Origin of the sequence: Pseudorhodoplanes sp. (assembly GCA_032027085.1) — a bacterium.
Lineage (GTDB): Bacteria > Pseudomonadota > Alphaproteobacteria > Rhizobiales > Xanthobacteraceae > Pseudorhodoplanes.
In genome coordinates this window covers 2516551-2537006 of the sequence record JAVSMS010000001.1, presented here as the reverse complement: position 1 = coordinate 2537006, position 20456 = coordinate 2516551, and the positions used below count along the sequence as shown (strand labels likewise).

Annotated in this window: 20 protein-coding genes; 7 read left to right on the top strand and 13 right to left on the bottom strand. The window is 62.2% G+C overall.

Translation table 11 applies throughout. The annotated features are described in order from the left end of the window. The first annotated feature begins 17 nt into the window (after positions 1-17). A complete protein-coding gene (locus tag RO009_12205; protein MDT3685789.1) occupies positions 18-719 on the top strand; it encodes a DUF2076 domain-containing protein in 702 nt (233 codons plus the stop codon). A 65-nt stretch (positions 720-784) separates the two neighbouring features. Here RO009_12205 and RO009_12200 read toward each other — a convergent pair whose 3' ends face one another. Beyond that, the gene (locus RO009_12200; protein ID MDT3685788.1) at positions 785-1612 is read right to left on the bottom strand and encodes a L,D-transpeptidase; all 828 of its coding nucleotides are present in this window, start codon (positions 1610-1612) and stop codon (positions 785-787) included. Between the two features lie 288 nt (positions 1613-1900). On the opposite strand from RO009_12200, the gene RO009_12195 reads away from it, so the two are divergent. After that, complete coding sequence (locus tag RO009_12195) at positions 1901-2614, top strand: protein phosphatase CheZ (GenBank protein ID MDT3685787.1); 714 nt, start codon at positions 1901-1903, stop codon at positions 2612-2614. A 5-nt stretch (positions 2615-2619) separates the two neighbouring features. Here RO009_12195 and RO009_12190 read toward each other — a convergent pair whose 3' ends face one another. The 4 genes from RO009_12190 to RO009_12175 all read right to left on the bottom strand — a co-directional run bounded on the left by RO009_12190 (position 2620) and on the right by RO009_12175 (position 6116). After that, positions 2620-3783, bottom strand: coding sequence for an MFS transporter (locus RO009_12190; GenBank protein ID MDT3685786.1), 1164 nt, complete (start codon positions 3781-3783; stop codon positions 2620-2622). Positions 3784-3900: 117 nt separating this feature from the next. Beyond that, a complete protein-coding gene (locus RO009_12185) occupies positions 3901-4908 on the bottom strand; it encodes an anion permease (protein ID MDT3685785.1) in 1008 nt (335 codons plus the stop codon). Between the two features lie 9 nt (positions 4909-4917). Beyond that, positions 4918-5559 carry a DUF47 domain-containing protein gene (locus RO009_12180; GenBank protein ID MDT3685784.1) on the bottom strand — a complete coding sequence of 214 codons (642 nt, stop codon included), beginning with the start codon at positions 5557-5559 and terminating at the stop codon, positions 4918-4920. A 65-nt stretch (positions 5560-5624) separates the two neighbouring features. Next, positions 5625-6116 (bottom strand): hypothetical protein, encoded by a 492-nt coding sequence (locus tag RO009_12175; GenBank protein MDT3685783.1) that lies wholly within the window; start codon positions 6114-6116, stop codon positions 5625-5627. Between the two features lie 223 nt (positions 6117-6339). Here RO009_12175 and RO009_12170 point away from each other — a divergent pair, with 223 nt between their 5' ends. The 3 genes from RO009_12170 to groL all read left to right on the top strand — a co-directional run bounded on the left by RO009_12170 (position 6340) and on the right by groL (position 9807). Continuing rightward, complete coding sequence (locus RO009_12170; protein ID MDT3685782.1) at positions 6340-7593, top strand: patatin-like phospholipase family protein; 1254 nt, start codon at positions 6340-6342, stop codon at positions 7591-7593. A 139-nt stretch (positions 7594-7732) separates the two neighbouring features. Beyond that, complete coding sequence (locus tag RO009_12165) at positions 7733-8029, top strand: co-chaperone GroES (protein ID MDT3685781.1); 297 nt, start codon at positions 7733-7735, stop codon at positions 8027-8029. Positions 8030-8163: 134 nt separating this feature from the next. After that, positions 8164-9807, top strand: coding sequence for a chaperonin GroEL (gene groL, locus RO009_12160; protein ID MDT3685780.1), 1644 nt, complete (start codon positions 8164-8166; stop codon positions 9805-9807). A gap of 124 nt (positions 9808-9931) precedes the next feature. On the opposite strand, the gene RO009_12155 is transcribed toward groL, so the two are convergent. Further along, entirely contained in the window at positions 9932-10297 is a 366-nt protein-coding gene (locus RO009_12155) for an META domain-containing protein (protein MDT3685779.1), read from the bottom strand. A 161-nt stretch (positions 10298-10458) separates the two neighbouring features. Here RO009_12155 and RO009_12150 point away from each other — a divergent pair, with 161 nt between their 5' ends. Continuing rightward, positions 10459-11385 (top strand): metal ABC transporter substrate-binding protein, encoded by a 927-nt coding sequence (locus RO009_12150; protein MDT3685778.1) that lies wholly within the window; start codon positions 10459-10461, stop codon positions 11383-11385. A gap of 28 nt (positions 11386-11413) precedes the next feature. Here RO009_12150 and RO009_12145 read toward each other — a convergent pair whose 3' ends face one another. The 4 genes from RO009_12145 to RO009_12130 form a co-directional block, all read right to left on the bottom strand. After that, positions 11414-13279, bottom strand: a complete 1866-nt coding sequence (locus RO009_12145; GenBank protein MDT3685777.1) for an NAD(P)-binding protein — start codon at positions 13277-13279, stop codon at positions 11414-11416. 126 nt (positions 13280-13405) lie between these two features. Beyond that, positions 13406-14731: a TRAP transporter large permease subunit gene (locus RO009_12140; protein MDT3685776.1), complete on the bottom strand. Its 1326-nt coding sequence runs from the start codon at positions 14729-14731 to the stop codon at positions 13406-13408. Continuing rightward, positions 14731-15234: a TRAP transporter small permease subunit gene (locus RO009_12135; GenBank protein MDT3685775.1), complete on the bottom strand. Its 504-nt coding sequence runs from the start codon at positions 15232-15234 to the stop codon at positions 14731-14733. Before RO009_12135 ends, RO009_12140 begins: the two co-directional genes overlap by 1 nt. A gap of 1 nt (position 15235) precedes the next feature. After that, complete coding sequence (locus tag RO009_12130) at positions 15236-16321, bottom strand: TRAP transporter substrate-binding protein (protein MDT3685774.1); 1086 nt, start codon at positions 16319-16321, stop codon at positions 15236-15238. Positions 16322-16561: 240 nt separating this feature from the next. Between RO009_12130 and RO009_12125 the strand changes: the two genes are divergently transcribed. Next, the gene (locus tag RO009_12125; protein MDT3685773.1) at positions 16562-17434 is read left to right on the top strand and encodes a dienelactone hydrolase family protein; all 873 of its coding nucleotides are present in this window, start codon (positions 16562-16564) and stop codon (positions 17432-17434) included. A 130-nt stretch (positions 17435-17564) separates the two neighbouring features. Here RO009_12125 and RO009_12120 read toward each other — a convergent pair whose 3' ends face one another. The 3 genes from RO009_12120 to RO009_12110 are packed head-to-tail and all read right to left on the bottom strand — an operon-like array spanning position 17565 to position 20456. Further along, on the bottom strand, positions 17565-17732 hold the full coding sequence (locus tag RO009_12120) for a hypothetical protein (GenBank protein ID MDT3685772.1): 168 nt from the start codon (positions 17730-17732) through the stop codon (positions 17565-17567). Further along, positions 17729-19051, bottom strand: a complete 1323-nt coding sequence (locus RO009_12115) for an amidase (GenBank protein MDT3685771.1) — start codon at positions 19049-19051, stop codon at positions 17729-17731. Before RO009_12115 ends, RO009_12120 begins: the two co-directional genes overlap by 4 nt. 58 nt (positions 19052-19109) lie before the next feature. Then, entirely contained in the window at positions 19110-20456 is a 1347-nt protein-coding gene (locus tag RO009_12110; GenBank protein MDT3685770.1) for a TRAP transporter large permease subunit, read from the bottom strand.

Here is a 20456-nt window from a genome sequence, read left to right as displayed (position 1 = left end):
ACTAAAGGAGACATCCGATGACACCGCAGGAAGCCCAGCGTGTCACTGAGCTGTTCGACAAGCTTGCCAGCCTGGAAAGCCGGCCGCGCGATCGGGACGCTGAAGCGCTGATCGGCCAGAGCCTGCAACAGGCGCCGAACGCGGTCTATGCGCTCGTGCAAACCGTCCTGGTGCAGGATGAAGCCTTGCGCAAGGCCGATGCCCGCATCCGGGAGCTGGAAGCCGGCGGCGAAGCGCAGGGCGGTTTCCTCGACAGCATGCGCGATGCCTTGTTCGGCAAGGAAGCGCCGCGTGGATCCGTGCCGCGGGTCCGTCCGCAAGAGGCGCCGATGGGAGTGCCGCCCGGTTTTGGCAACGCACGACCGGAATCGCCGGTGCAGCAACAGGCGCCGCAGCAAGGGGGTTCGTTTCTGGGCACTGCGGCGGCCGCAGCCGCCGGCGTGATCGGCGGCTCGCTTCTGCTCGACAGCATCCGCTCGATAACAGGCGGGTCGCGTCAGGGTCTCGCCGACAGCTCGTCTGACAGTGCATCCCCTTGGGGAAGCGACAAGGCGTCTTCCAGCGATCTCGCCCGAGACGCCGGCGTGAGCGATGTCGGCCGCAACGCCGAGCGCGCGGATGCCCAAAACGATCAGCAGGCTTTCGATTCAGCAGCAGCCGATTTCGACGACGAAGATGCCGATATGGATTTCGATATCGGCGACAGCGATTTCGGTTGAGCGGATTCAAGTAAAGCGCAAAAGGCCACCATTCGCCTGGCGGCCTTTGCGCGGGTGAGTGATTTTTAGATCACCACGACCTTGGTGCCCACTTTCACCCGCTCAAAAAGATCGATCACATCCTCGTTGCGCATGCGGATGCAGCCGGACGAAACCGACTGACCGATCGTCCAGGGTTCATTGGAGCCATGAATGCGATACAGCGAGGAGCCGAGATAAAGCGCGCGGGCGCCGAGCGGATTATTCGGGCCGCCGGCCATATAGGTCGGCAGATCAGGGCGGCGCTTCAGCATTTCTTCCGGTGGACGCCAGTCTGGCCATTCGCGCTTCTGCGAGACTGTTTTCACACCCGACCAGGTGAAACCCGGACGGCCAACACCGATGCCGTAGCGCAAAGCCTTGCCATCCGGCTGCACGAGGTAGAGATACTTGCTCGGCGTATCGACGATAATCGTGCCCGGCTTTTCGTTGCCGTTATAAGGAACAACCTGTTTGAGGAAGCGCGGATCGATCGTGGGCTGCGCGGGCTCCGCTGCTGCGGGGCCGCGATGCACGTACATTGCGGGCGGTGCAGGCTGCAACAGCGGCTCGTTCTGATAGCCCTGATAATGCGGATAGCCATTCGGCTCACGGCTCACCGATCCATAGCCGGGCGCCGTCTGCTGATAGGCCGGCGCCTGCTGGTAGCGCGGCGCGCGATCCTGATTGCCGCCGCCAAACAGAAATTCGATAAAGCCGCCGCCGAGATCGGGTTCGGTTCCGTAGCGCACAGGCACCATCTGCGGCGCCGGCGCCTGCATGCTGGACGTTGGTGAAATTGGCATAGGCTGGGCCATCGCCACCGACAGGCCAAGCGCGCTCACCAGGAGCGCCAGACTCATCATTCGCTGCATCGACGTACTCTTCACTAGACCGCCGACGAAGAGCGCTAAACACACTCTCCGCTTCGCAGCCGAGTACATGGTAAAAACTCATCTGATTGGTAAAGGCTGACGACCTGACGCCGGATTGCCGCATGCTCGGCGCGGTTTACGTTGGGTTAGCGTTTATTTTCAGTGAAGAGCTGCGCAGCATGGTTAATGAGGTGCAAAGCCGTATGGTCCGGCCGATGAACCGCGCATTAAGCCGTTTGCGCTAGAACACCAGCAAAATCCGATGCAAGAACAACCGCAGGGTCGGCCATGGCAGAACAGCGCAAGGTATTCCGTATCGAAGAATTGATGGGCGCTGCGTCGCCTGAAAGCCATTCCGCTGAAAGCGCCACCGTGGCCAATGCCGAGATTCTTGAAGAGCTGAAAGCGTTGCGCACCGAGATTGCCCGGCTGGGGAAGAGCGATCAGCCTGCGGAACCTGCGATGCAGATTCCGGTATCGGAAGCGCGCAAGCTGAAAATCGAGCTCGACGTCATTGGCGAAGCGATCAAGCAGACCAAGGAAGAAATCGTCACGCTGCAGGAACAGGGATTTGACGACAGCCGCATCACCCGCGTGACCAGCGAGCTTGAAGCCGTGATCGACGGCACGGAACAGGCCACCAACCAGATTCTCAAATCCGCCGAATTTATCGATGAAGCAGCAAGAAACCTGTCCGCGCTGCTGAAAAACAACTACGAGAAGGATCTGGCGCAGGACATCCAGGATCGCGTGACCGGAATTTTCGAGGCCTGCAATTTTCAGGATCTGACCGGTCAACGCATCAGCAAGGTCGTGGCGACCCTGAACATGGTCGAGGATCATCTGGCGCGGATGACGGAAATCTGGAGCGTGATCGAGCGCTTCAACTCTGAAGCCGTACAGTCATCCTCGGTCAGCTCCGAAGGGCTGCTCAGCGGCCCAAAGCTCGATGGCGATGCGGGTCACACGTCACAGGCAGAGATCGACAAGCTCTTTCACTGACGCTGTCACTCCGACTTGCCGTTGCCGGGCCGTCGAATGGCAAGGAGGCAGGCCAAGGCGACCAATGCGCAGGCCGCCGTCAAAGCCAGCCCCCAAAGATCTGATCCGCGTTCGATCACAAATGCCAGGATGACCGGCGCAATCGCCTGCATGATCTGAAACGGTTTCGCAATCCGCCCGAGCACGCGACCATATCCGGCCGAGCCAAAGAGTGCGAGCGGAACAGCGCCTCGTGCGATCGTCATCAGGCCATTCGCCGCACCGAACATCACGGCAAACGCAATAGCGACGGGAACGGAAAAGCCGAAAAGCGCCGCAAGCCCAAAGCTCGCAACCAGAAGCGTGAGCGCGAAGCGCGCGACCGCGAGCGGATGCTTGTTGCCGGCAAAGATAAATTCACACAGACGCGCTGCGACCTGCGCAGGGCCAAAGAGCGCGCCGATCAGGACCGCCGTTGATGCATCAATGCCGGCGCGTCCGAACATCGCGAGCAGATGAGCCGCGAGGCCGGACGGCACAAAGGCGTAGATTGCGAAGCCTGCCGCAACCAGCACGAACGCTATCCCGTCGGATGGCAACACGGCTTTTGGCGGCGCCGCCTTGTCCGCGGCGGCGGGCACCGCCGCCACGCGGCTGCGCGGCAGCAGAAATGCGTGCAGCGGAGCGGCGACGAATGCCAGCACGCCGGCATAGGCCAGATAGGTCGTGCGCCAGTCCGTCATGCTCAAAAGCATCTGTGTCGCCGGCCAGCTCACCGTCGACGCAAAACCGCCGGCGAAGGTAAGGGCCGTGATCGGCCGGCGCGCGGCCACGCCGAAAATACGGCCCAGGGTCGCAAAAGCGGGATCGTAGAGGTTGGCGGAGATGGCAACGCCCAGCAGGACCCAGACCGCCATGTAGAGGACAGGATTGCTGGCATGCACCAACAGCACGAGACCCGACGCGCCCACGAGTGATCCGGCCGCCATGACCACATGACCGCCGAAGCGATCGATCAGTCCACCGATTGTCGGCGCCACAAATCCGGACACCAGCAGAGCCAGGGAAAAGCCGGCCATCGCGAAAGCGAGCGACCAGCCGCGCTCGGCGGCGATCAGCGGCATGGTCAAAACCGGTGGATAAAACAGGATTCCCCAAGCCAGAATCTGCGTGACGCCGAGCACAGACACGGCGCGCCACGGACCAAAAATAAATTCGCGGGGATGAGGCATGAGCAAGTTTGAATTGAAGTCTAGCACAGACGGTGCAGATTTCGGCCATGCCGGAAATCGTCAGCAGGCCTGCGATCAACTGAAGAATTCGATGAGCAGATAGGTCAGGGCCGAGATCAGCGCGGTTGCCGGGATGGTGATGATCCAGGCGATGACGATGTTGCCGGCAATGCCCCAGCGGACGGCTGAGACCTTGCGGGCCGCGCCGACGCCGATGATCGCCCCGGTGATCGTGTGCGTGGTCGAGACGGGAATTCCAAGATAAGTCGCTGCGAACAGCGTGATGGCGCCCCCGGTTTCCGCGCAAAAGCCCTGCACCGGCGTCAGCCGGGTGATCTTCGAGCCCATGGTGCGGACGATCCGCCATCCGCCTAACAGGGTGCCGAGCCCCATCGCCGCCTGGCAGGTGATCACCACCCAGAACGGCACATAGAATTCGGCGCCCAGATAACCCTGCGAGAACAGCAGAGCAGCGATGATTCCCATCGTCTTTTGCGCGTCGTTGCCGCCATGACCCAGCGAATAGAGCGAGGCGGAGACGAATTGCAGATACCGAAAGATGATGTCGACCTTGTAAGGCGTGGCGCGGACAAAAAGCCATGACACGAACAACGTCAGCAGCAAGGCAAGAACAAAGCCCGTGAACGGCGACAAAACGATCGCCACGCTTGTCTTCGCCAGACCCCACCAGACAATCGACGCAATTCCCGCTTTGGCAAGGCCCCCGCCCACCAAGCCGCCGATCAGCGCATGCGAGGAACTTGACGGCAACCCAAACAGCCAGGTGATGACATTCCAGGAGATCGCCCCGGTCAGCGCCGCAAAGATTACACTGGGATCGACGACACTCGCCGACACAATGCCCGTGCCGACCGTCTGCGCAACGTGCAGACCGAAAAACAGGAAGGCGATGAAATTGAAGAAGGCAGCCCAAGCAACAGCATATTGCGGCCGCAAGACGCGCGTGGACACGATCGTTGCGATCGAATTGGCGGCGTCGTGCAACCCGTTGAGAAAATCGAATGCCAGCGCAACGAGGATCAGCGCGATGAGCAGCGGGACAGTGAGCGCGACAAATTCCATGTCATGCGCTCAGACGTGCTCAAGCATCGTACCGTGGATCACGTTGGCGACGTCGTCGAACCGATCCACCACTTTTTCCAGATGGTCATAAACCTCGTTGCCGGTGATGAATGCCATCGGGTTCGACGAGCCGTGCGTCTGGTAGAGTTCTCTCAGGCCCCCGTCATGCAGATCGTCGGCGATTCCTTCCAGGCGCGATATCTCCTCGGTGATCCGGCCGAGACGCGCTGCTTCGGCGCTGATCGAGCGCAGGCAGGGCATCGCTTCATCGACGAGCAAAGCGCATTTGATGATGACGTCCGCCATCTCTTTCATTTGCGGCGTGAACGTGCGGATGTCGAAGATCCGGACCGACTTTGCCGTCTTCTGCATCTGGTCGATGGCATTGTCCATCGAGGCGATCAGATCTTTCACGTTGCCGCGGTCGAAGGGCGTGATGAAGCTGCGCCGCACCGCGATCAGCACGTCGCGCGTGATGTTGTCGGCGTCGTGCTCGCGATCCATGACGAGTTGGAAATTGGGGTCGACCGCGTCGCCGCCCTCGAGCATGGCCCGGAGGGCCTGCGAGCCGGCAACAAGAACTTTGGCATGCGCCGAAAACAGATCGAAGAAGCGATCCTCTTTCGGCATCAAGGCGTGAAACCAACGCATCTATCGAGCCCCCGTCCGCTTTTGCGCGAAGCTAATCAATTACGGGGTTGAAATCTTGCCTGTTGTTATGCGCGGGGTGCACAACGCACATAAACTTGCGTGCCGTAACGGCCGGCGACTTCCGGATCGAGGAAGCGGATCGTCATGACGCGCCCGTCGAAAGAGGTGATTTCGCGATCCTGGATGCCGCCCGGCTCGCCCTCCGGCCCGATAAAGGTCTTATTGCCGGGGGCGCCTTTGACCCGCAATTCCTGGGGTTGGGCGGTGTCGGGCATGTGCATGATCACGCCCCCGCTGGAACCGAGGCCGATCACATAGGGCTGCTTGCAGCCGCTCCGGGCCGCCGCTTCGGTGCGCGGGCGGTCGTCCGGCTTGTGATAGGCCGCCAATCCCCAGCGGCCGGCGATTTCCTGCGGCTTTATCGCTGGCGGAATATCCGGCGTCACGGCCGGAGCCATGGCCGTCGGGCCCGGTCCCTGGCTCGCGCAGGCGGCGAGAAGCAGGCCAGATATGGCCACGACAATCGGCCTCACTGAAAACGCTGACGCAACTGCCATGACCCCAACCTCACCTCCGCCCGAACCCCTACTCTGCGTGCCCGCGCGATTTCATGCAAGCGGCGGTTTCCCCTGCCATCACAAAGGCCTGATCCTCCGGCCGCGGCTTTTGCGTAAATTAGCCAAGAAATATGGTTAATTTTTCCATCATTGCGGGCGGTTGTTGCAAAAGGTACTTTAGTCGGCATTTCGGCGGGGGTTCCAGTTGTTTTGTCGGTCAACCATGATCGCTGCCTTTGCGGCGGCGCTTCTGCTGCCGGGTTGCCTTCCCGTTGAACGCAACCTGTCCGAGGAAGCCCGCACCAGCACGCATTGGGGCGCGGTGGCTTTGTTCGACAATCGCACGCGGGTTCTGACGCCCGCGGAACGCGCCCAGGTCGCCAAGCAGGATCTCAATGTCATCGCCTTGTCCGGCGGCGGCGCCGACGGCGCCTTCGGCGCCGGCCTGATGATCGGTTGGACCGAAGCAGGCACCCGGCCGCAATTCGACATCGTGACCGGCGTCTCAACCGGCGCGCTGATGTCGAGCTTCGTCTTCATCGGTCCGCGCTTCGATCAGAAGCTCGCCGAACTCTATACGACCATGCGGACCACCGACGTGTTCACGACGCGACTGGACGGCCTGTTCGGCGACAGCCTGAACGATACGGCGCCGCTGCGTGCCCGCATCGCCCAGGCCATCACCGAGGAAACGCTGGATGCCGTGGCCGCCGAGCACAACAAGGGACGCCGCCTTTTCGTCGCCACCACCAATCTAGATTCCGGCACGGTGTCGGTCTGGAACATGGGCGCCATCGCAGCCAGCGACAAGCCGGAGCGTCTCGAACTTTATCGCGATATTCTGCTCGCTTCCGCGGCGGTGCCTGGTTTCTTCAAGCCGGTGATGATCCCGGCGGCGACCGGCAAGGGCATGCAGATGCATGTCGACGGCGGAGTGAAAGCGCCAGTGCTGCTTCGCACGTTCATGCTGAACGGCCCCTACAAGCGCAAGAACGTCTATGTTCTTGTAAACGGATCGCTGCGGTTGCGATCCTCCGACCACGCCGGCGCGGTGACCGCCAACCTGACGGGCATCGCCAAGCGCTCGATCACTGAATTGTTGCGCGGCCTGATGTACAAGCAGATCTATCAGATTTACGTCACCGTGCAGCGCGCGGGCGCAAATTTCCATCTGACCTACATTCCCGACGATGTCGAGGAAACCAAAGATCCGTTGAATTTCCAGCCGGAGGAAATGAAGAAGCTGTTCGAGGCCGGCCGCGCCCTCCCCCGCACCGGCCGCGTCTGGCAGCCCGAACCGCCGCGGCTGGAAAATCTCGAACGCATCGAGAATGCGAGCCGCCGCGCCGTGCGTACGGTCGAGCAAGCCGCCAAGCCGAAGGTGGCCGCAGGCCGCGGCGCCGACGTCAAATCAGGACATTCGCCCTCGATCTTCGACCAGGCTGAAGCGGCGCTGATGGATGCCGCGAAACGGTAATCCCGCCGCAAGCTTGACTCCCCCTGCCCGCTTCCGTATCTCGACGGCAGCCTTGGCACTCAGCTTATCCGAGTGCCAAGAAAACTGAAAAGCCAACAATTTCCGTACCGCATCGCGCGTAAGCGCCGACGAGGAGCCCATGGCCAAGACCAGTTTCCGCCCCCTGCATGACCGCGTCGTCGTGCGCCGTCTGGAAGCCGACGAGAAGACCAAAGGCGGGATCATCATTCCCGATACCGCCAAGGAAAAGCCGCAGGAAGGCGAAATCGTCGCCGTCGGCCCGGGCGGCCGCGACGAGACCGGCAAGCTCATTCCGCTCGACGTGAAGCCCGGCAACCGCGTGCTGTTCGGCAAATGGTCGGGCACGGAAGTGAAGCTGAACGGCGAAGAACTCCTGATCATGAAGGAGTCCGACATCATGGGCGTGATTGGCTGAAGCCTCGCTCCTCATCCTGAGGAGCGGCCTTTAGGTCGCGTCTCGAAGGATGAGGCGCTGACATTCATCGGCCTCAACCTTCGCCCGCTGCGTGGGCTCGTCAAGGTGAGGATCAAGAAAACGGAGCAATTTACATGGCTGCCAAGGACGTCAAGTTTTCCGGCGAGGCGCGCGAGAAGATGCTGCGCGGCGTCGATATTCTCGCCAATGCGGTAAAAGTCACGCTCGGCCCCAAGGGCCGCAATGTCGTGCTCGACAAGTCGTTCGGCGCGCCGCGCATCACCAAGGACGGTGTGACGGTCGCCAAGGACATCGAACTCGAGGACAAGTTCGAGAATATGGGCGCGCAGATGGTGCGCGAGGTCGCCTCGAAGACCAATGAGCGCGCCGGCGATGGCACCACCACCGCGACCGTGCTGGCCCAGGCCATCGTCCGCGAGGGCGCCAAGGCGGTTGCCGCCGGCATGAACCCGATGGATCTCAAGCGCGGCGTCGATCTCGCTGTCACCGCGGTCGTCAAGGACATCGAGAAGCGCGCCAAGCCGGTCGCTTCTTCTTCTGAAGTTGCTCAGGTTGGTACAATTTCGGCGAATGGCGACCAGACCATCGGCAAGATGATCGCCCAGGCGATGCAGAAGGTTGGCAACGAAGGCGTCATCACCGTCGAGGAAGCCAAGGCGCTCGACACCGAGGTCGATATCGTCGAGGGCATGCAGTTCGACCGTGGCTACCTCTCACCCTATTTCATCACCAATGCCGAGAAGATGGTCGCCGAGATGGAGGATGCCTACATCCTCCTGCACGAGAAGAAGCTCTCCGGCCTGCAGGCTATGTTGCCGCTGCTTGAGGCCGTGGTGCAGTCGGGCAAGCCGCTGGTGATCATCGCCGAGGACGTTGAGGGCGAGGCGCTGGCGGCGCTGGTGGTGAACCGCCTGCGTGGCGGCCTGAAGGTCGCCGCCGTCAAGGCGCCGGGCTTCGGCGACCGCCGCAAGGCCATGCTGGAGGACATCGCGATCCTGACCGGCGGGCAGCTCATCTCCGACGATCTCGGCATGAAGCTGGAAAACGTGACGCTCAACATGCTGGGCCGCGCCAAGAAGGTCTTGATCGAAAAAGAAAAGACCACGATCGTGAACGGCGCGGGCAAGAAGAAGGACATCGAAGACCGCGTCAACCAGATTAAGGCGCAGGTCGAGGAAACGACGTCCGACTATGACAAGGAAAAGCTGCAGGAGCGCCTGGCCAAGCTCGCCGGCGGCGTCGCGGTGATCCGCGTGGGCGGCGCCACCGAGATCGAGGTGAAGGAGAAGAAGGACCGCGTCGAGGATGCGCTCAACGCCACCCGCGCCGCCGTGGAGGAAGGCATTGTGCCGGGCGGCGGCACGGCCCTGCTGCGCGCCAAGAAGGCGATCGGCCGCATCCACAACGAGAATTCCGACATCCAGGCCGGCATCAACATCGTGCTGAAGGCGCTGGAAGCGCCGGTGCGGCAGATCGCCGAGAATGCCGGCATGGAAGGCTCGATCGTGGTCGGCAAGATCCTGGATGAAAAGTCCGAGACCTACGGTTTCGATGCCCAGAACGACGTTTATGTCGATCTGGTGCAGAAGGGCATCATCGATCCGGCCAAGGTCGTGCGCTGCGCGCTGCAGGACGCAGCCTCCGTCGCCGGCCTGCTGATCACCACCGAAGCGATGGTCGCCGAACTGCCGAAGGAGCCGGCGCCGGCAATGCCGGGCGGCGGCGGCATGGGTGGAATGGGCGGTATGGGCTTCTAAGCCGCTTAAAAATTCAGACCGCGAAAGGCCCCGGCTCGTCCGGGGCTTTTTGTTTTGGGCGGCGATATATTGACTGATACTTGGAGATTGTTCTTCCGTCGACCGCGATCGCGACTGGTAAATCTCAATTCGACGTCGGCCGGTAGCGCAGTGACTGCGGGCCGACGAGCACCAGCAATTGCCCCTCCCAGCGCCAGCTCGTCACTTGCATGAGCTGATCGAGAAGTTGCTTGTCCATTAGCAGGCGATCGGGCGGACATTGATTGTCACGCATGCCGGTCGGCACAATGGTAATGTTGCTGTCGGCGATGACGACCCGTCCCGTGCCGCTCACGCACCACAGGTCGATCTCCACCTCGCCGTTCGAGGATATCAGCAGACCCGGCACGCGCCTGGAGCCACGCACGGGATCGGCGTCGAAGCGCAGCTCATGATCGAAAGGAAAGGACCGCGCCTGCGCCGCGGCCGGCGTGGATGTGACGGGGGCCATGAACATCAGCGCAGTCAGACCGAGACAAAAAATGGAAAGCTTTGCAGTGGTGTGACGGCGGCAGGACATATTCGGCAGTTCCCTCAGGACGGGCGCATCGTGCGGCGTTGACGGTGGATCAATGGGCGGCGGGCCCGTATACTGGCCTGCGGGGTGGGATCATGAAAAGACTTGCATTTCTCTTCATTTTTCTCTGCGGATTTGCCTCGGCAAGCTGGGCGCAGGACCGCCTGCGGGTGGTGACAACATCCGCCGATCTGCGCAGCCTGGTGAAAGCGGTCGGCGCCGAGCGTGTCATCGTCTCGAGCCTGGTGCCGCCCGGCGAGCGCGTCGAGGATTATCAGCCGCGCCTGCAGGACATCGCCATTCTGAAAGGCGCCCGCGCCGTGGTGCGGGCCGGGTCCGGCATCGATCCGTGGTTCGACAAGCTGCTGGCGCGGGCCGCGAAGAAGAACGGCCGCACCGGAATCGAGCGCGGCGAAGGCGGCCATATCGATGCGTCGATCGCCATTGCCAATGATCCGCTCGGCATATCGGCCGGCTTCGCGCAGACGCGCCGCGCTTCCCGCGGCAGCCCCAACCTGCATTACTGGCTCGACCCGAAGACCGCCGACACGATCACCGCCGAGATCCTGAAGACATTCTCGACGCTCGATCCCGCCAACAGGCAATATTACGAAAACAACCGCCGCGCCTTTCTCGACCGGCTGAACTCAAAACTCAGCGAATGGACCAGCCGGCTTGCGCCGCTGCGCGGCGAGCCGATCGTGGCCTTCTGGGATGACTGGGGCTTTTTCGCCGACCGGTTCGGACTGAACATCGTCGACTTCATCGTGCTGCGCGACCGCGCGCATCCCAAGCGCTGGCACATGCGCGATGTGACCAAGCTGATGAAGGAAAAGAAGATCAAGCTGATCATCAGCGAGGCGGGACAGCCGGAGCGCCATGTCAACCGCATCGCCAGGCAAACCGGCGCCAAGGTGGTGGAACTTGCCGGCTCGGTCGGCATGCTGCCGAACACCGATGATTACATCGCGCTGTTCGACGCCAACGTGCATGCCCTGGTGACGGCGCACGGTGAGAAGTAGAGAGAATTTGGTAAACTCGAATACCTCCTCAGGGGGAGGTGACCCGCGGCTCCATCACTTCCCTTACCGCCCGTTCGGCCTGATCGATCGCCGTATGCGCGTAGGCGTGCCAATCCGAATCGGAATTGGCGATGGCGACCCGCCCGAAGGGCTTGCGCGCCTTCCTTACCGTCGCCTCATGGTCGTCCTCGTCGAACAGCGAATTGGCGCCATAGGAATAGCCATGCGACCAGCGGTTCACGGTGATGGCGGCGATGTCGCGGCGGCTGGAAAACCCGCCCGGCCCGAGTATGCGCTCGAGGTCGTCGCGAATGTGTTTCTCGAAATCGGCGAAGGTCATGTCGAGTAGCTTCATGCGTCCGATCCGGAACATGTCGCGCGCCTCCATGCCGGGATTGGATTCGTTCGGCACATGCACCATGTGCAGACACATCGGCTCTGACGGCTTGCGCGGATGCTTGTAGCCGCCAAGGCTGACCGGATAATCGAGCTTGATGCGGCAGTGGAACGACATCGGCGCGGAGATCTCGTGCACGCCGAGTTTCGCGAAGGCCTGCCAGTCGCGAATGAGCACTTTGGTATAGACCAGCGGCGCCTTGACATTGCGCAACAGCGCGTTGCGCTGAGCTTCCGGCAGTTCGGGCATCATATAGGGGATCGCCATGTTGAAGCACGCGAGCACGGCGTGCCGCGCCTGCACGCGATGCGCCTTGCCGTCGCGCAGATAAACGAGGCTGACCGCGTCTCCCATGTTCTTCACATTGACGCAGGTGCTGTCGAGGCGAACACGGACTTTCTGGTCTGCGCGATCGAGACGATCATAGCTGAAGCGCGCCAGCACGATGTCTTCCATGGTCTTGCCACTTGCCACTCCCGGGATCAGCGCGCGCACCAGAAGCCGCGCCAGCGACGCGTTGCCGTCAGGGAAATGATAGATATAGGGCTCGTCGCGTTCCGGGCTTGATTCTTCCGGCAGACCAAGCCCGGCGAAACCGGGAAATCCCATTTCACGCGCGAACGAGGCCGGGATCAGGTCACTCGCCAGCGCGGTGAAGTCGAGAGAGCGGCCATGCCAGCAATTGGCGATCCGCTCGCTGCAGCCGCAGACCTTGACCAAATAGTCGCGATAGCTGGTCTTGTCCAAGATTGCGATCTTCTCCTCCGCGCTCTTGCCGGGAAGCGGGTCAAGCCTGGTGTCATACAATGACAGAAGCTTCGCCTTGTCCGCGTCCGACAGCGGAAAGCCGGCGATGAAGTCCTTCAGCGGCTTGGCATTCAGCAGATCGGGCGTCAGGTCGTCAGCGACCATGCTGGCGGGATCGCCGGTCACCAGCACGTCGCGACCAAAGGCTTCCCTGCTAAAGAAGACGCCACGCGACAGGCCGAGCGAGGGATAGAGCTTGCGCTCGAAGGCCGTCTCGAAGCGGGCAATGTCGACGCCAAGATCCTTGAGCAATCCCTTCGCCACGCCGCTGTAAAGCGCCTTCGGCGACTGCAGCGACTCGCTGCCGCCGTAGCTCAGCAGCAGCCGGCGATCGATGGTGAATTCGTTGCGCTTGGCGTGGCCGCCGAAATCATCGTGATTGTCGAGGATGAGGATGCGTGCTTGCGGATTCCTTTTTCGATAGAACCACGCCGCCGACAGCCCGCTGATACCGGCCCCGACAACAACCAGATCGTACCGCTCTTCAATGGCGAGATCGTCGAGCGGCGGCGTCTCGCCGTCGCGCATCCTGTGCGCGGCCTCAAACGAGCCGTCGTGGTGCCCGCGCAGGCCGGTCAGCGCCGGCGGATAGCGCAGAGGCACCGCAGCCAGTTGCGCCGCCGGCGTCAGGCCGGATGCGACCGTCAGGGCAACACCGTTGAGGAAATCGCGGCGGGTGATGTGGGGCATTCGATTCCCGGAAAATGCAATTTTGGCGTCAATCCGGGGCAGGCGCAACGCTCACGAACCCGGAATTCAGCGGCAAGCTCAGCCTATGTGGCTGGAATGACCGCCAACCTATCATCCACAGCGACCTCACCACCCAATCGCCTTCGGCAACCAGGTTGCGATCCCCGGGAAAAAGAACACCAGCGCCACCGCCGCGGCCTGCATGAGAATGAAGGGGACGACGCCGCGATAGATGTCCATCGTCGTCACCTCCGGCGGCGCCACGCCGCGCAGGAAGAACAGCGACCAGCCGAAAGGCGGCGTCAGGAACGAGGTCTGCAGGTTCACGCAGATCAGGGTCGCAAGCCACACCAGATCGACGTTGGCCTGCAGAAAAACCGGCAGGAACAACGGCACGGCAATGTAGGAAATCTCGATCCATTCGATGAAGAAGCCGAGCACAAAGATAATCAGCATCAGGAACCAGATGTCGGCGTTGATGCCGCCGGGAAGGAACGCGAACATGTCCTCGACCAGCTTCTCGCCATGCAGCCCCCGAAACGCGAGCGCAAAGGCCTGCGCACAGATCAGGATGAACATCACCATGGCGGTGATCTTGGTGGTGGCCTGAGCGGTCTCGCGCAGGACACGCCATGACAGCTTGCGGGCGATCGCGGCGACCACGATCGAACCGAGCGCGCCCATGGAGGCGGCCTCGGACGGCGCGGCGATGCCGGCGATGATGGAGCCGAGCACGGCCGCAACCAGCCCGACCGGCGGCGCCACCACCCGGAACAGTTTCGCCATCAACTCCTTGCGGGAAACCGACGCGCGTTCCTCCGCCGACAGGGCCGGAACCATGTCCGGCCGGACGATGCCGAGCGCGAGGATGTAGAGGACATAGATACCCGACAGCATCAGGCCGGGAATCATGGCAGCCGCAAACAGCGTACCGACCGACTGGTTGAGAATATCGGCGAGCAGGATGAGAATAAGGCTCGGCGGAATGATCTGACCGAGCGTTCCAGACGCACAGATCACCCCGCAGGCAAGGCCCTTGTCGTAGCCGCGCTTCAGCATGCCCGGCAGAGTCAGCAGCCCGAGCGTCACCACGGTAGCGCCGACAATGCCGGTGGTCGCGCCGAGCAGAACGCCGACCAGGATGATGCCGATCCCGAGTCCGCCGCGCAGCGCACCGGCCATGTGGCCGATCACGTCCATCAGTTCCTCGGCGAGCTTGGAACGCTCGAGCATCATGCCCATGAAGACGAAGAGCGGGATCGCCAGCAGCGTCGAGTTGGTCACCGCCCCGAAAATGCGACTAGGCAGGAGGTTGAACAGCAGGCTGCCGAAGCCAAGATAGCCGAAGACCAGACCGGAAATCGCCAAGGTGATGCCGACCGGGATGCCGGCGACGAGCATCAGAAAGAACGTCACCAGCATCACGATCGCGAGGATCTCGACGTACGGCATCATGGCCTCCGCAGAGCGATCGTGCTTCTGATCGCTTGCGAGAGCGACTGCAGCAGCAGAAGTGCAAAGCCGATCGGGATGATCGCCTTGACGATATAGCGATAGTCGATGCCGCCCGGATTGGCCGTCCCTTCACCGATACTCCAGGATTGCTGGACGTAAGGGATCGAGAGCCAGATCACCACGACGCAAAAAACGATCGACAACGAGTGGGCGATAACGTCGATCACAAGCTTGGTGCGCGGCCGCAGCCCGGCGTAGACGATGTCGACGCGCACATGTTCGCCGTGCAGCAGCGCGTAGGACATTCCGAACAGGCAAATCGGCACGAACAGATGCCATTCGAGCTCCTGCGACCAGATGAAGCCGATGGAGAAGCCGTAGCGCAGCAGGACATTCGCGCCCATCACGAGCGCGAGAAAAAACGTCACCCATGAGGTGAGGCGACCGACGAAATCGACCAATACATCGATTCCGCCGGCCAGCTTTTCCGCGGCGTTCAAGTCACGCCTTCCGGATCTTGGTGTGATAGACGGTCTCGCTCAGGTCAGCCCAGGCGTCGTATTTGGCTTTATAGGCCATGTAGGATTCGTGGACCTTCTTGGTGACCGGATCGCGTTTCACCGCCTCGTCGAGGATCTTGTCGGTGGCCGCACGTAACGCCTTGACCACCGAATCCGGCAGCGGCTGCGCGATCACACCCTCGTTCTTGACAAGATCTTCCATCGCCTCGGCGTTGTTCTTCTGGCACCACGCTTCGCTGACCGTGTTGCAGGCGAGGCACGCATTCTCGACGACCGCCTTGAGATCGGGCGGCAACGAATTCCATTTTGCCTTGTTGACGGTGAGTTCGCTGGCGGTGGCCATCTCGTGCCAGCCGGTCGTGTAGTAATATTTCGCGACCTTGTGCAGGCCGAGTTGCCGGTCGAGATAGGGCCCGACGAATTCGGCGGCATCGATCACGCCGCGTTCGAGCGCAGGAAATATCTCGCCGGGCGCGATCAGCCGCGCATCGACGCCGACTTCCTTGTAGACGCGCGCGGCAAGGCCGGGAATGCGCATCTTGAGACCGTTAAGGTCCTCGGGTTTCTCGATCGGTTTTCGGAACCATCCTGTCATCTGCACGCCGGTATTGCCGCAGACGAAGGGCACCAGATTGAAGCGATCATAGACCTCGCGCCAGAGCTGGAGCCCGCCGCCGTCGAACATCCAGCCGTTGAAGCCCTGGAAGTTCAGTCCAAACGGCACCGCCGTGAAGTACTGCGCGGCGAAACTCTTGCCGGTCCAGAAATAGGAATTGGCGTAGTTCATCTCGACCGTGCCGGACGACACGGCATCGAAGCCTTCCGCGGCCGGAATCAATTCGCCGGCGCCGTAGAACTGGATCTTGATGCGCCCGCCCGACATGTCCTCGATGCGCTTGCAGAGATCCTTCGCGCTGCCCGGGCCGGTCGAATAGAAGAAGGCATTCGGCCCGTAGAAGCTCGTCATTTTCCAGTTGAAGGTGGTTTGGGCGCGGACCACTGCAGGGGCGGCCACTGTCGCAGCCGCTCCGCCCATTGCCAGTTTTGTGAAGTCGCGACGTCGCATGACACTCTCCCGCTGAACAGTTGAAGCGCCATTTCAAAGCAAGGAACGGGCCAGCATTGCTGGTCCGCCAGATGCGGCTATGTCGACTGTCTCCCCCCACCCACTTGAGGGAAGTGCCGATATCTTAGGCAGAAGCAATCCAACTCTGCAATGCGTCGCGGCGGTTGCGTGCGTCCTTTGCCTGCGGGAATAATGTTGCGCCTGCGGTGTTTTCGCGTCGCGAAAATGCGGACGAGTCACATGGATCAGCGCATCATCAATCTCTATGACCGCTTCACGCATGGCGAGGTGACCCGCCGCGATTTTCTTGACGCTCTCAAGGAACTCGCCGGATCGGCAACCGCGGCCGCGGCCCTCATTCCGCTTCTGCAGAATGATTATGCCAGCGCTGCCATCGTGGCGCCGGACGACAGCCGCCTCGCGATCAACCGTGTCAGCTATGAATCGCCGAAGGGCACGATCAACGGCTACCTCGCGCGCATGAAAAGCAAAGCGCAGCGGCCCGCGGTGCTGGTGATCCATGAAAATCGCGGACTTAATCCGCATCTGAAGGACATCGCCCGCCGCCTCGCGCTGGAAGGGTTTCTCGCCTTCGTGGTCGATCTCCTCTCGCTGGTCGGCGGCACGCCGCCGAGCGAGGACGAGGCGCGCGCGCTGCACGCCAGGATGAATCCTGATGACGCCGTCGCCGCTCTGGTCGCGGCACTGCCGTTCCTCAAGACGCATCCGGAATCGCGCGGACGGGTCGGCGCGGTCGGTTTCTGCTTCGGAGGGGGCATGGTGAACCGGCTGGCGGCGGCGAGCCCGCAGCTCGACGCCGGCGTCGCCTATTACGGGCGGCAGATTCCGGCCGAACTGGTCGCCAAGGTCAAGGCGCCGCTGCTGCTGCATTATGCCGAGCACGACGAGGGGGTGAATGCCGGCATCGCGGCCTTTGAGGCCGCGCTCAAGGCCAACGGCAAGACGTTCGAGACCCACCGCTATCCCGGCACGCAGCACGCCTTCAACAACGATACCGGCGCGGCGCGCTACAACAAGCAGGCGGCTGATCTGGCGTGGGATCGGACAATTGCGTTCTTCAAGGAGCACCTCGGCGCGCCGCCGGCCGGATGAGCGCGGTACAAAGATTCCCCAAATGCAGAGGGAGCAGTTCGCTCGAACCGCTCCCTTGTCGTGGCGGCCGGGCAGAAAGCACCGAGCCGTTATTTTCGGAGGTTCCGACTTTTCCGCCGGACTCAACCCGTCAGCCGAAATAGCCCCCCCGAATCGTCCTGATGAAGTCATGGACCAGGAGGGCCATGACGCCGACGCAGATGATGATCAGCGGTGGCGCGGGGACCCACACCAGGAGAATCCCGAGAAACGTCATCACCATGACGATGCCGATGATGCCGGTGATGAGGTTCGTCATGAGGTTTCATCCTTCAGCTGCCGAGCGAGAGTTTTGACCAGCCAGTGTGCTGTGCGCAAGAGTCTTGCATCGTTGCCGCGGCGGCCGACCAGTTGCACGCCTAGCGGCAGGCCGGCCTCGCCGCGTAGCAACGGCAAGGACACGGCCGGCGTTCCCAGATAGCTCCAGGTGGTACAGAAGATCGGATCGCCAGTGGCGTCGCCGCGCGGCGCCTCGCCCAGCGTCGCCGGCGTGAGGATCGCATCATATTCGTCGAACACGGAATCCAGCGCGGCATTGAGCGCCGCGCTGCCGGCGAGCCCGGCGGTGTATTCAATCGCCGGATATTTGCGCCCGCGCTCAATCAACTGGCGCAACGGATCACTCAGCCGGTCCCTGCCGGTTTCGTAGTCGCGATGGAAGTTGTGCGCCATCTCGACTTCCATCACTGTCTTCTGCCAGCCGATCGCCCGGCCGAAGCGTTCCCCGAGATCGACCTCCACCACGGCATCACCAAGTACGTCAACCAACTCGGCGAACGCCTCATGGGTGGCCGGTTCGGCCCGATCCCACACCGCGGAGCGTACAAAGGCGAAGCGCGGCGGCAACGGCGGCTCCGATACCGCGACGGAGGCCAGTGGTGGGCGTGCAATCGGCCGGGTGTCCGGATCCTCGTCGTCAAACCCGGCCATCAACTCGGCCAGCAGCGCGGCGTCCTCGACCGAGCGCGCAAAAACCCCGACGTGATCGAGCGCGCGGGAGAGCAGCAGCGCGCCGGTTCGCGGAATGACCCCGTGGGTAGGCTTGAAGCCAATCACCCCGCAATAGGCGGCAGGACGGATCACCGAGCCGTTGGTCTGCGAACCGATGGCGCCCGGCACCATCAGCGCCGCGACCGCGGCCGCCGAGCCGCTCGACGAGCCGCCGGGGGTGCGCTCCTTGTCGTGGGGATTGCGCGTCTTGCCGGGATGAAAATAGGCATATTCCGTCGTGACGGTCTTGCCCATGATCACTGCGCCGGCCGAGCGAAGGCGCGAGACCGCGACGGCGTCGTCGCGAGGCGTCCGGCCGGCCCACAGTGGCGAGCCCAGCTCCGTCGGCATATCGCCGGTATCGAAGATGTCCTTGACGCCGATCGGCACGCCGTGCAGCGGACCGACCGCCTGTCCGAGCGCGCGACGCTCGTCGAGCGCCTTGGCCTGTTGCAGCGCATGGTCGCGATCCAGAAACGCCCAGGCCTGCACGTCGGGTTCGACTTCGGCGATGCGGTCGAGGCACGCCGTCACCAGCTCGACCGAGCTGATGCGCCCTTCGCGGATCTCGGTTGCCGCCTCGCTCAAGCCGAGTGCGCATAGGCTCATCTGCGGCGCCTCTCGATGTGTCTCCAGTTGCAACTCATCATGGAGCGTAGAGGTATTCCGGCAGCCACAGCGCAAGCCCCGGGAAGACGTAGACCAGGACCATCACCATGAAAACCATGAACACGAACGGCAGCGCGCCGGCGAAAATGTCGGCCAGTTTCACCCATGCCGGCGCCACGCCCTTGAGATAGAAGGCGGCCATGGCGACCGGTGGCGTGTTGAACGCGGTCTGGGTGTTCAGCGCCACCAGGATGCCGAAGAAGATCGGATCGACGCCGAATTTGGGCAACAGCGGCAGGAAGATCGGCACGAAAATGATGATGATTTCGGTCCATTCGAGCGGCCAGCCGAGCAGGAAGATCAGGAACTGCGTCAGCATCAGGAAGCCGGTCTGCGACAAATTGAGCGACAGAAAGAAATTCTCCACGACCTGCTGGCCACCGAGCACCGCGAACACCGCGGAGAATGTCCACGAGCCGATGAACAGGTAGCAGACCATCGCCGTGGCCCGGGCGGTGAGATAGACCGAATCCCGAAGCATCGTGAAATTGAGCGCGCCATATGCGCCCGCGAGAACGAGACTCGCGAGCGCGCCGGCACCGGCCGCTTCCGAAGGCGTCGCCAAACCGAACAAGATGGCGCCGAGCACCGATACGATCAGGAGCGCAAGGGGGAGAAACGACGTCGCCAGCGCCCACATGACCTCGCGGGTGGGGATATCGGTCTGTTCCTTGGGCAACTTTGGCGCCAGCGCCGGATTGATCGTGGCGCGGACGATCACGTAGAGGACATAGAAACCGGCCAGCAGGAAGCCGGGAATGAATGCCGCGGCATAGAGCTTGACTGCGGACACGCCGGCGGTCGCCGCATAGACGATGAGCAGGATTGAAGGCGGGATCAGGATGCCGAGACAGCCGCCGGCGCAGACCACGCCAGCCGAGAGCTTCACGTCGTAGCCCGCGCGCAGCATGGCTGGAAACGCCAGCAGACCCATGAGCGTTACCACCGCGCCGACGATGCCGGTCGCGGTCGCGAACATGGCGCAGGTCAGCAGCGTGGCCACGGCCAGCGCGCCGGGAACGTTCTTCATCGAGACTTGCAGTGAATGAAACAGGCGGTCGAGAATGTTGGCGCGCTCGACCACGTATCCCATGAAGAGAAATAACGGGACCGCGGTGAGCACGTCGCTCGACATCACCTCGAATGCTTTCTGCACCAGCAGGGTGAAGATGCGGTTCTGGAAAAAGTCCTGGCCGGGCGTGAAGTAGGCGTAATAGCCAAAGCCCACGCCCATCGCCATCAGCGTAAAGGCGATGGGAAATCCCAGCATGATGATGAAGATGAAAAGTCCCAGCATCAACATGCCAACTTGCGGGTCAGTCAT

Excerpts from the sequence above, each read along its gene's own strand:
- RO009_12205 (MDT3685789.1), top strand. The coding sequence starts at position 18 with ATGACACCGCAGGAAGCCCAGCGTGTCACTGAGCTGTTCGACAAGCTT.
- RO009_12140 (MDT3685776.1), bottom strand. The coding sequence starts at position 14,731 with ATGCCGTACGTCGAGATCCTCGCGATCGTGATGCTGGTGACGTTCTTT.
- RO009_12175 (MDT3685783.1), bottom strand. The coding sequence starts at position 6,116 with ATGGCAGTTGCGTCAGCGTTTTCAGTGAGGCCGATTGTCGTGGCCATA.
- RO009_12180 (MDT3685784.1), bottom strand. The coding sequence starts at position 5,559 with ATGCGTTGGTTTCACGCCTTGATGCCGAAAGAGGATCGCTTCTTCGAT.
- RO009_12120 (MDT3685772.1), bottom strand. The coding sequence starts at position 17,732 with ATGACGAACCTCATCACCGGCATCATCGGCATCGTCATGGTGATGACG.
- groL (MDT3685780.1), top strand. The coding sequence starts at position 8,164 with ATGGCTGCCAAGGACGTCAAGTTTTCCGGCGAGGCGCGCGAGAAGATG.
- RO009_12125 (MDT3685773.1), top strand. The coding sequence starts at position 16,562 with ATGGATCAGCGCATCATCAATCTCTATGACCGCTTCACGCATGGCGAG.
- RO009_12155 (MDT3685779.1), bottom strand. The coding sequence starts at position 10,297 with ATGGCCCCCGTCACATCCACGCCGGCCGCGGCGCAGGCGCGGTCCTTT.
- RO009_12130 (MDT3685774.1), bottom strand. The coding sequence starts at position 16,321 with ATGCGACGTCGCGACTTCACAAAACTGGCAATGGGCGGAGCGGCTGCG.
- RO009_12195 (MDT3685787.1), top strand. The coding sequence starts at position 1,901 with ATGGCAGAACAGCGCAAGGTATTCCGTATCGAAGAATTGATGGGCGCT.
- RO009_12145 (MDT3685777.1), bottom strand. The coding sequence starts at position 13,279 with ATGCCCCACATCACCCGCCGCGATTTCCTCAACGGTGTTGCCCTGACG.
- RO009_12170 (MDT3685782.1), top strand. The coding sequence starts at position 6,340 with ATGATCGCTGCCTTTGCGGCGGCGCTTCTGCTGCCGGGTTGCCTTCCC.
- RO009_12150 (MDT3685778.1), top strand. The coding sequence starts at position 10,459 with ATGAAAAGACTTGCATTTCTCTTCATTTTTCTCTGCGGATTTGCCTCG.
- RO009_12185 (MDT3685785.1), bottom strand. The coding sequence starts at position 4,908 with ATGGAATTTGTCGCGCTCACTGTCCCGCTGCTCATCGCGCTGATCCTC.
- RO009_12110 (MDT3685770.1), bottom strand. The coding sequence starts at position 20,456 with ATGACTGACCCGCAAGTTGGCATGTTGATGCTGGGACTTTTCATCTTC.
- RO009_12200 (MDT3685788.1), bottom strand. The coding sequence starts at position 1,612 with ATGCAGCGAATGATGAGTCTGGCGCTCCTGGTGAGCGCGCTTGGCCTG.
- RO009_12165 (MDT3685781.1), top strand. The coding sequence starts at position 7,733 with ATGGCCAAGACCAGTTTCCGCCCCCTGCATGACCGCGTCGTCGTGCGC.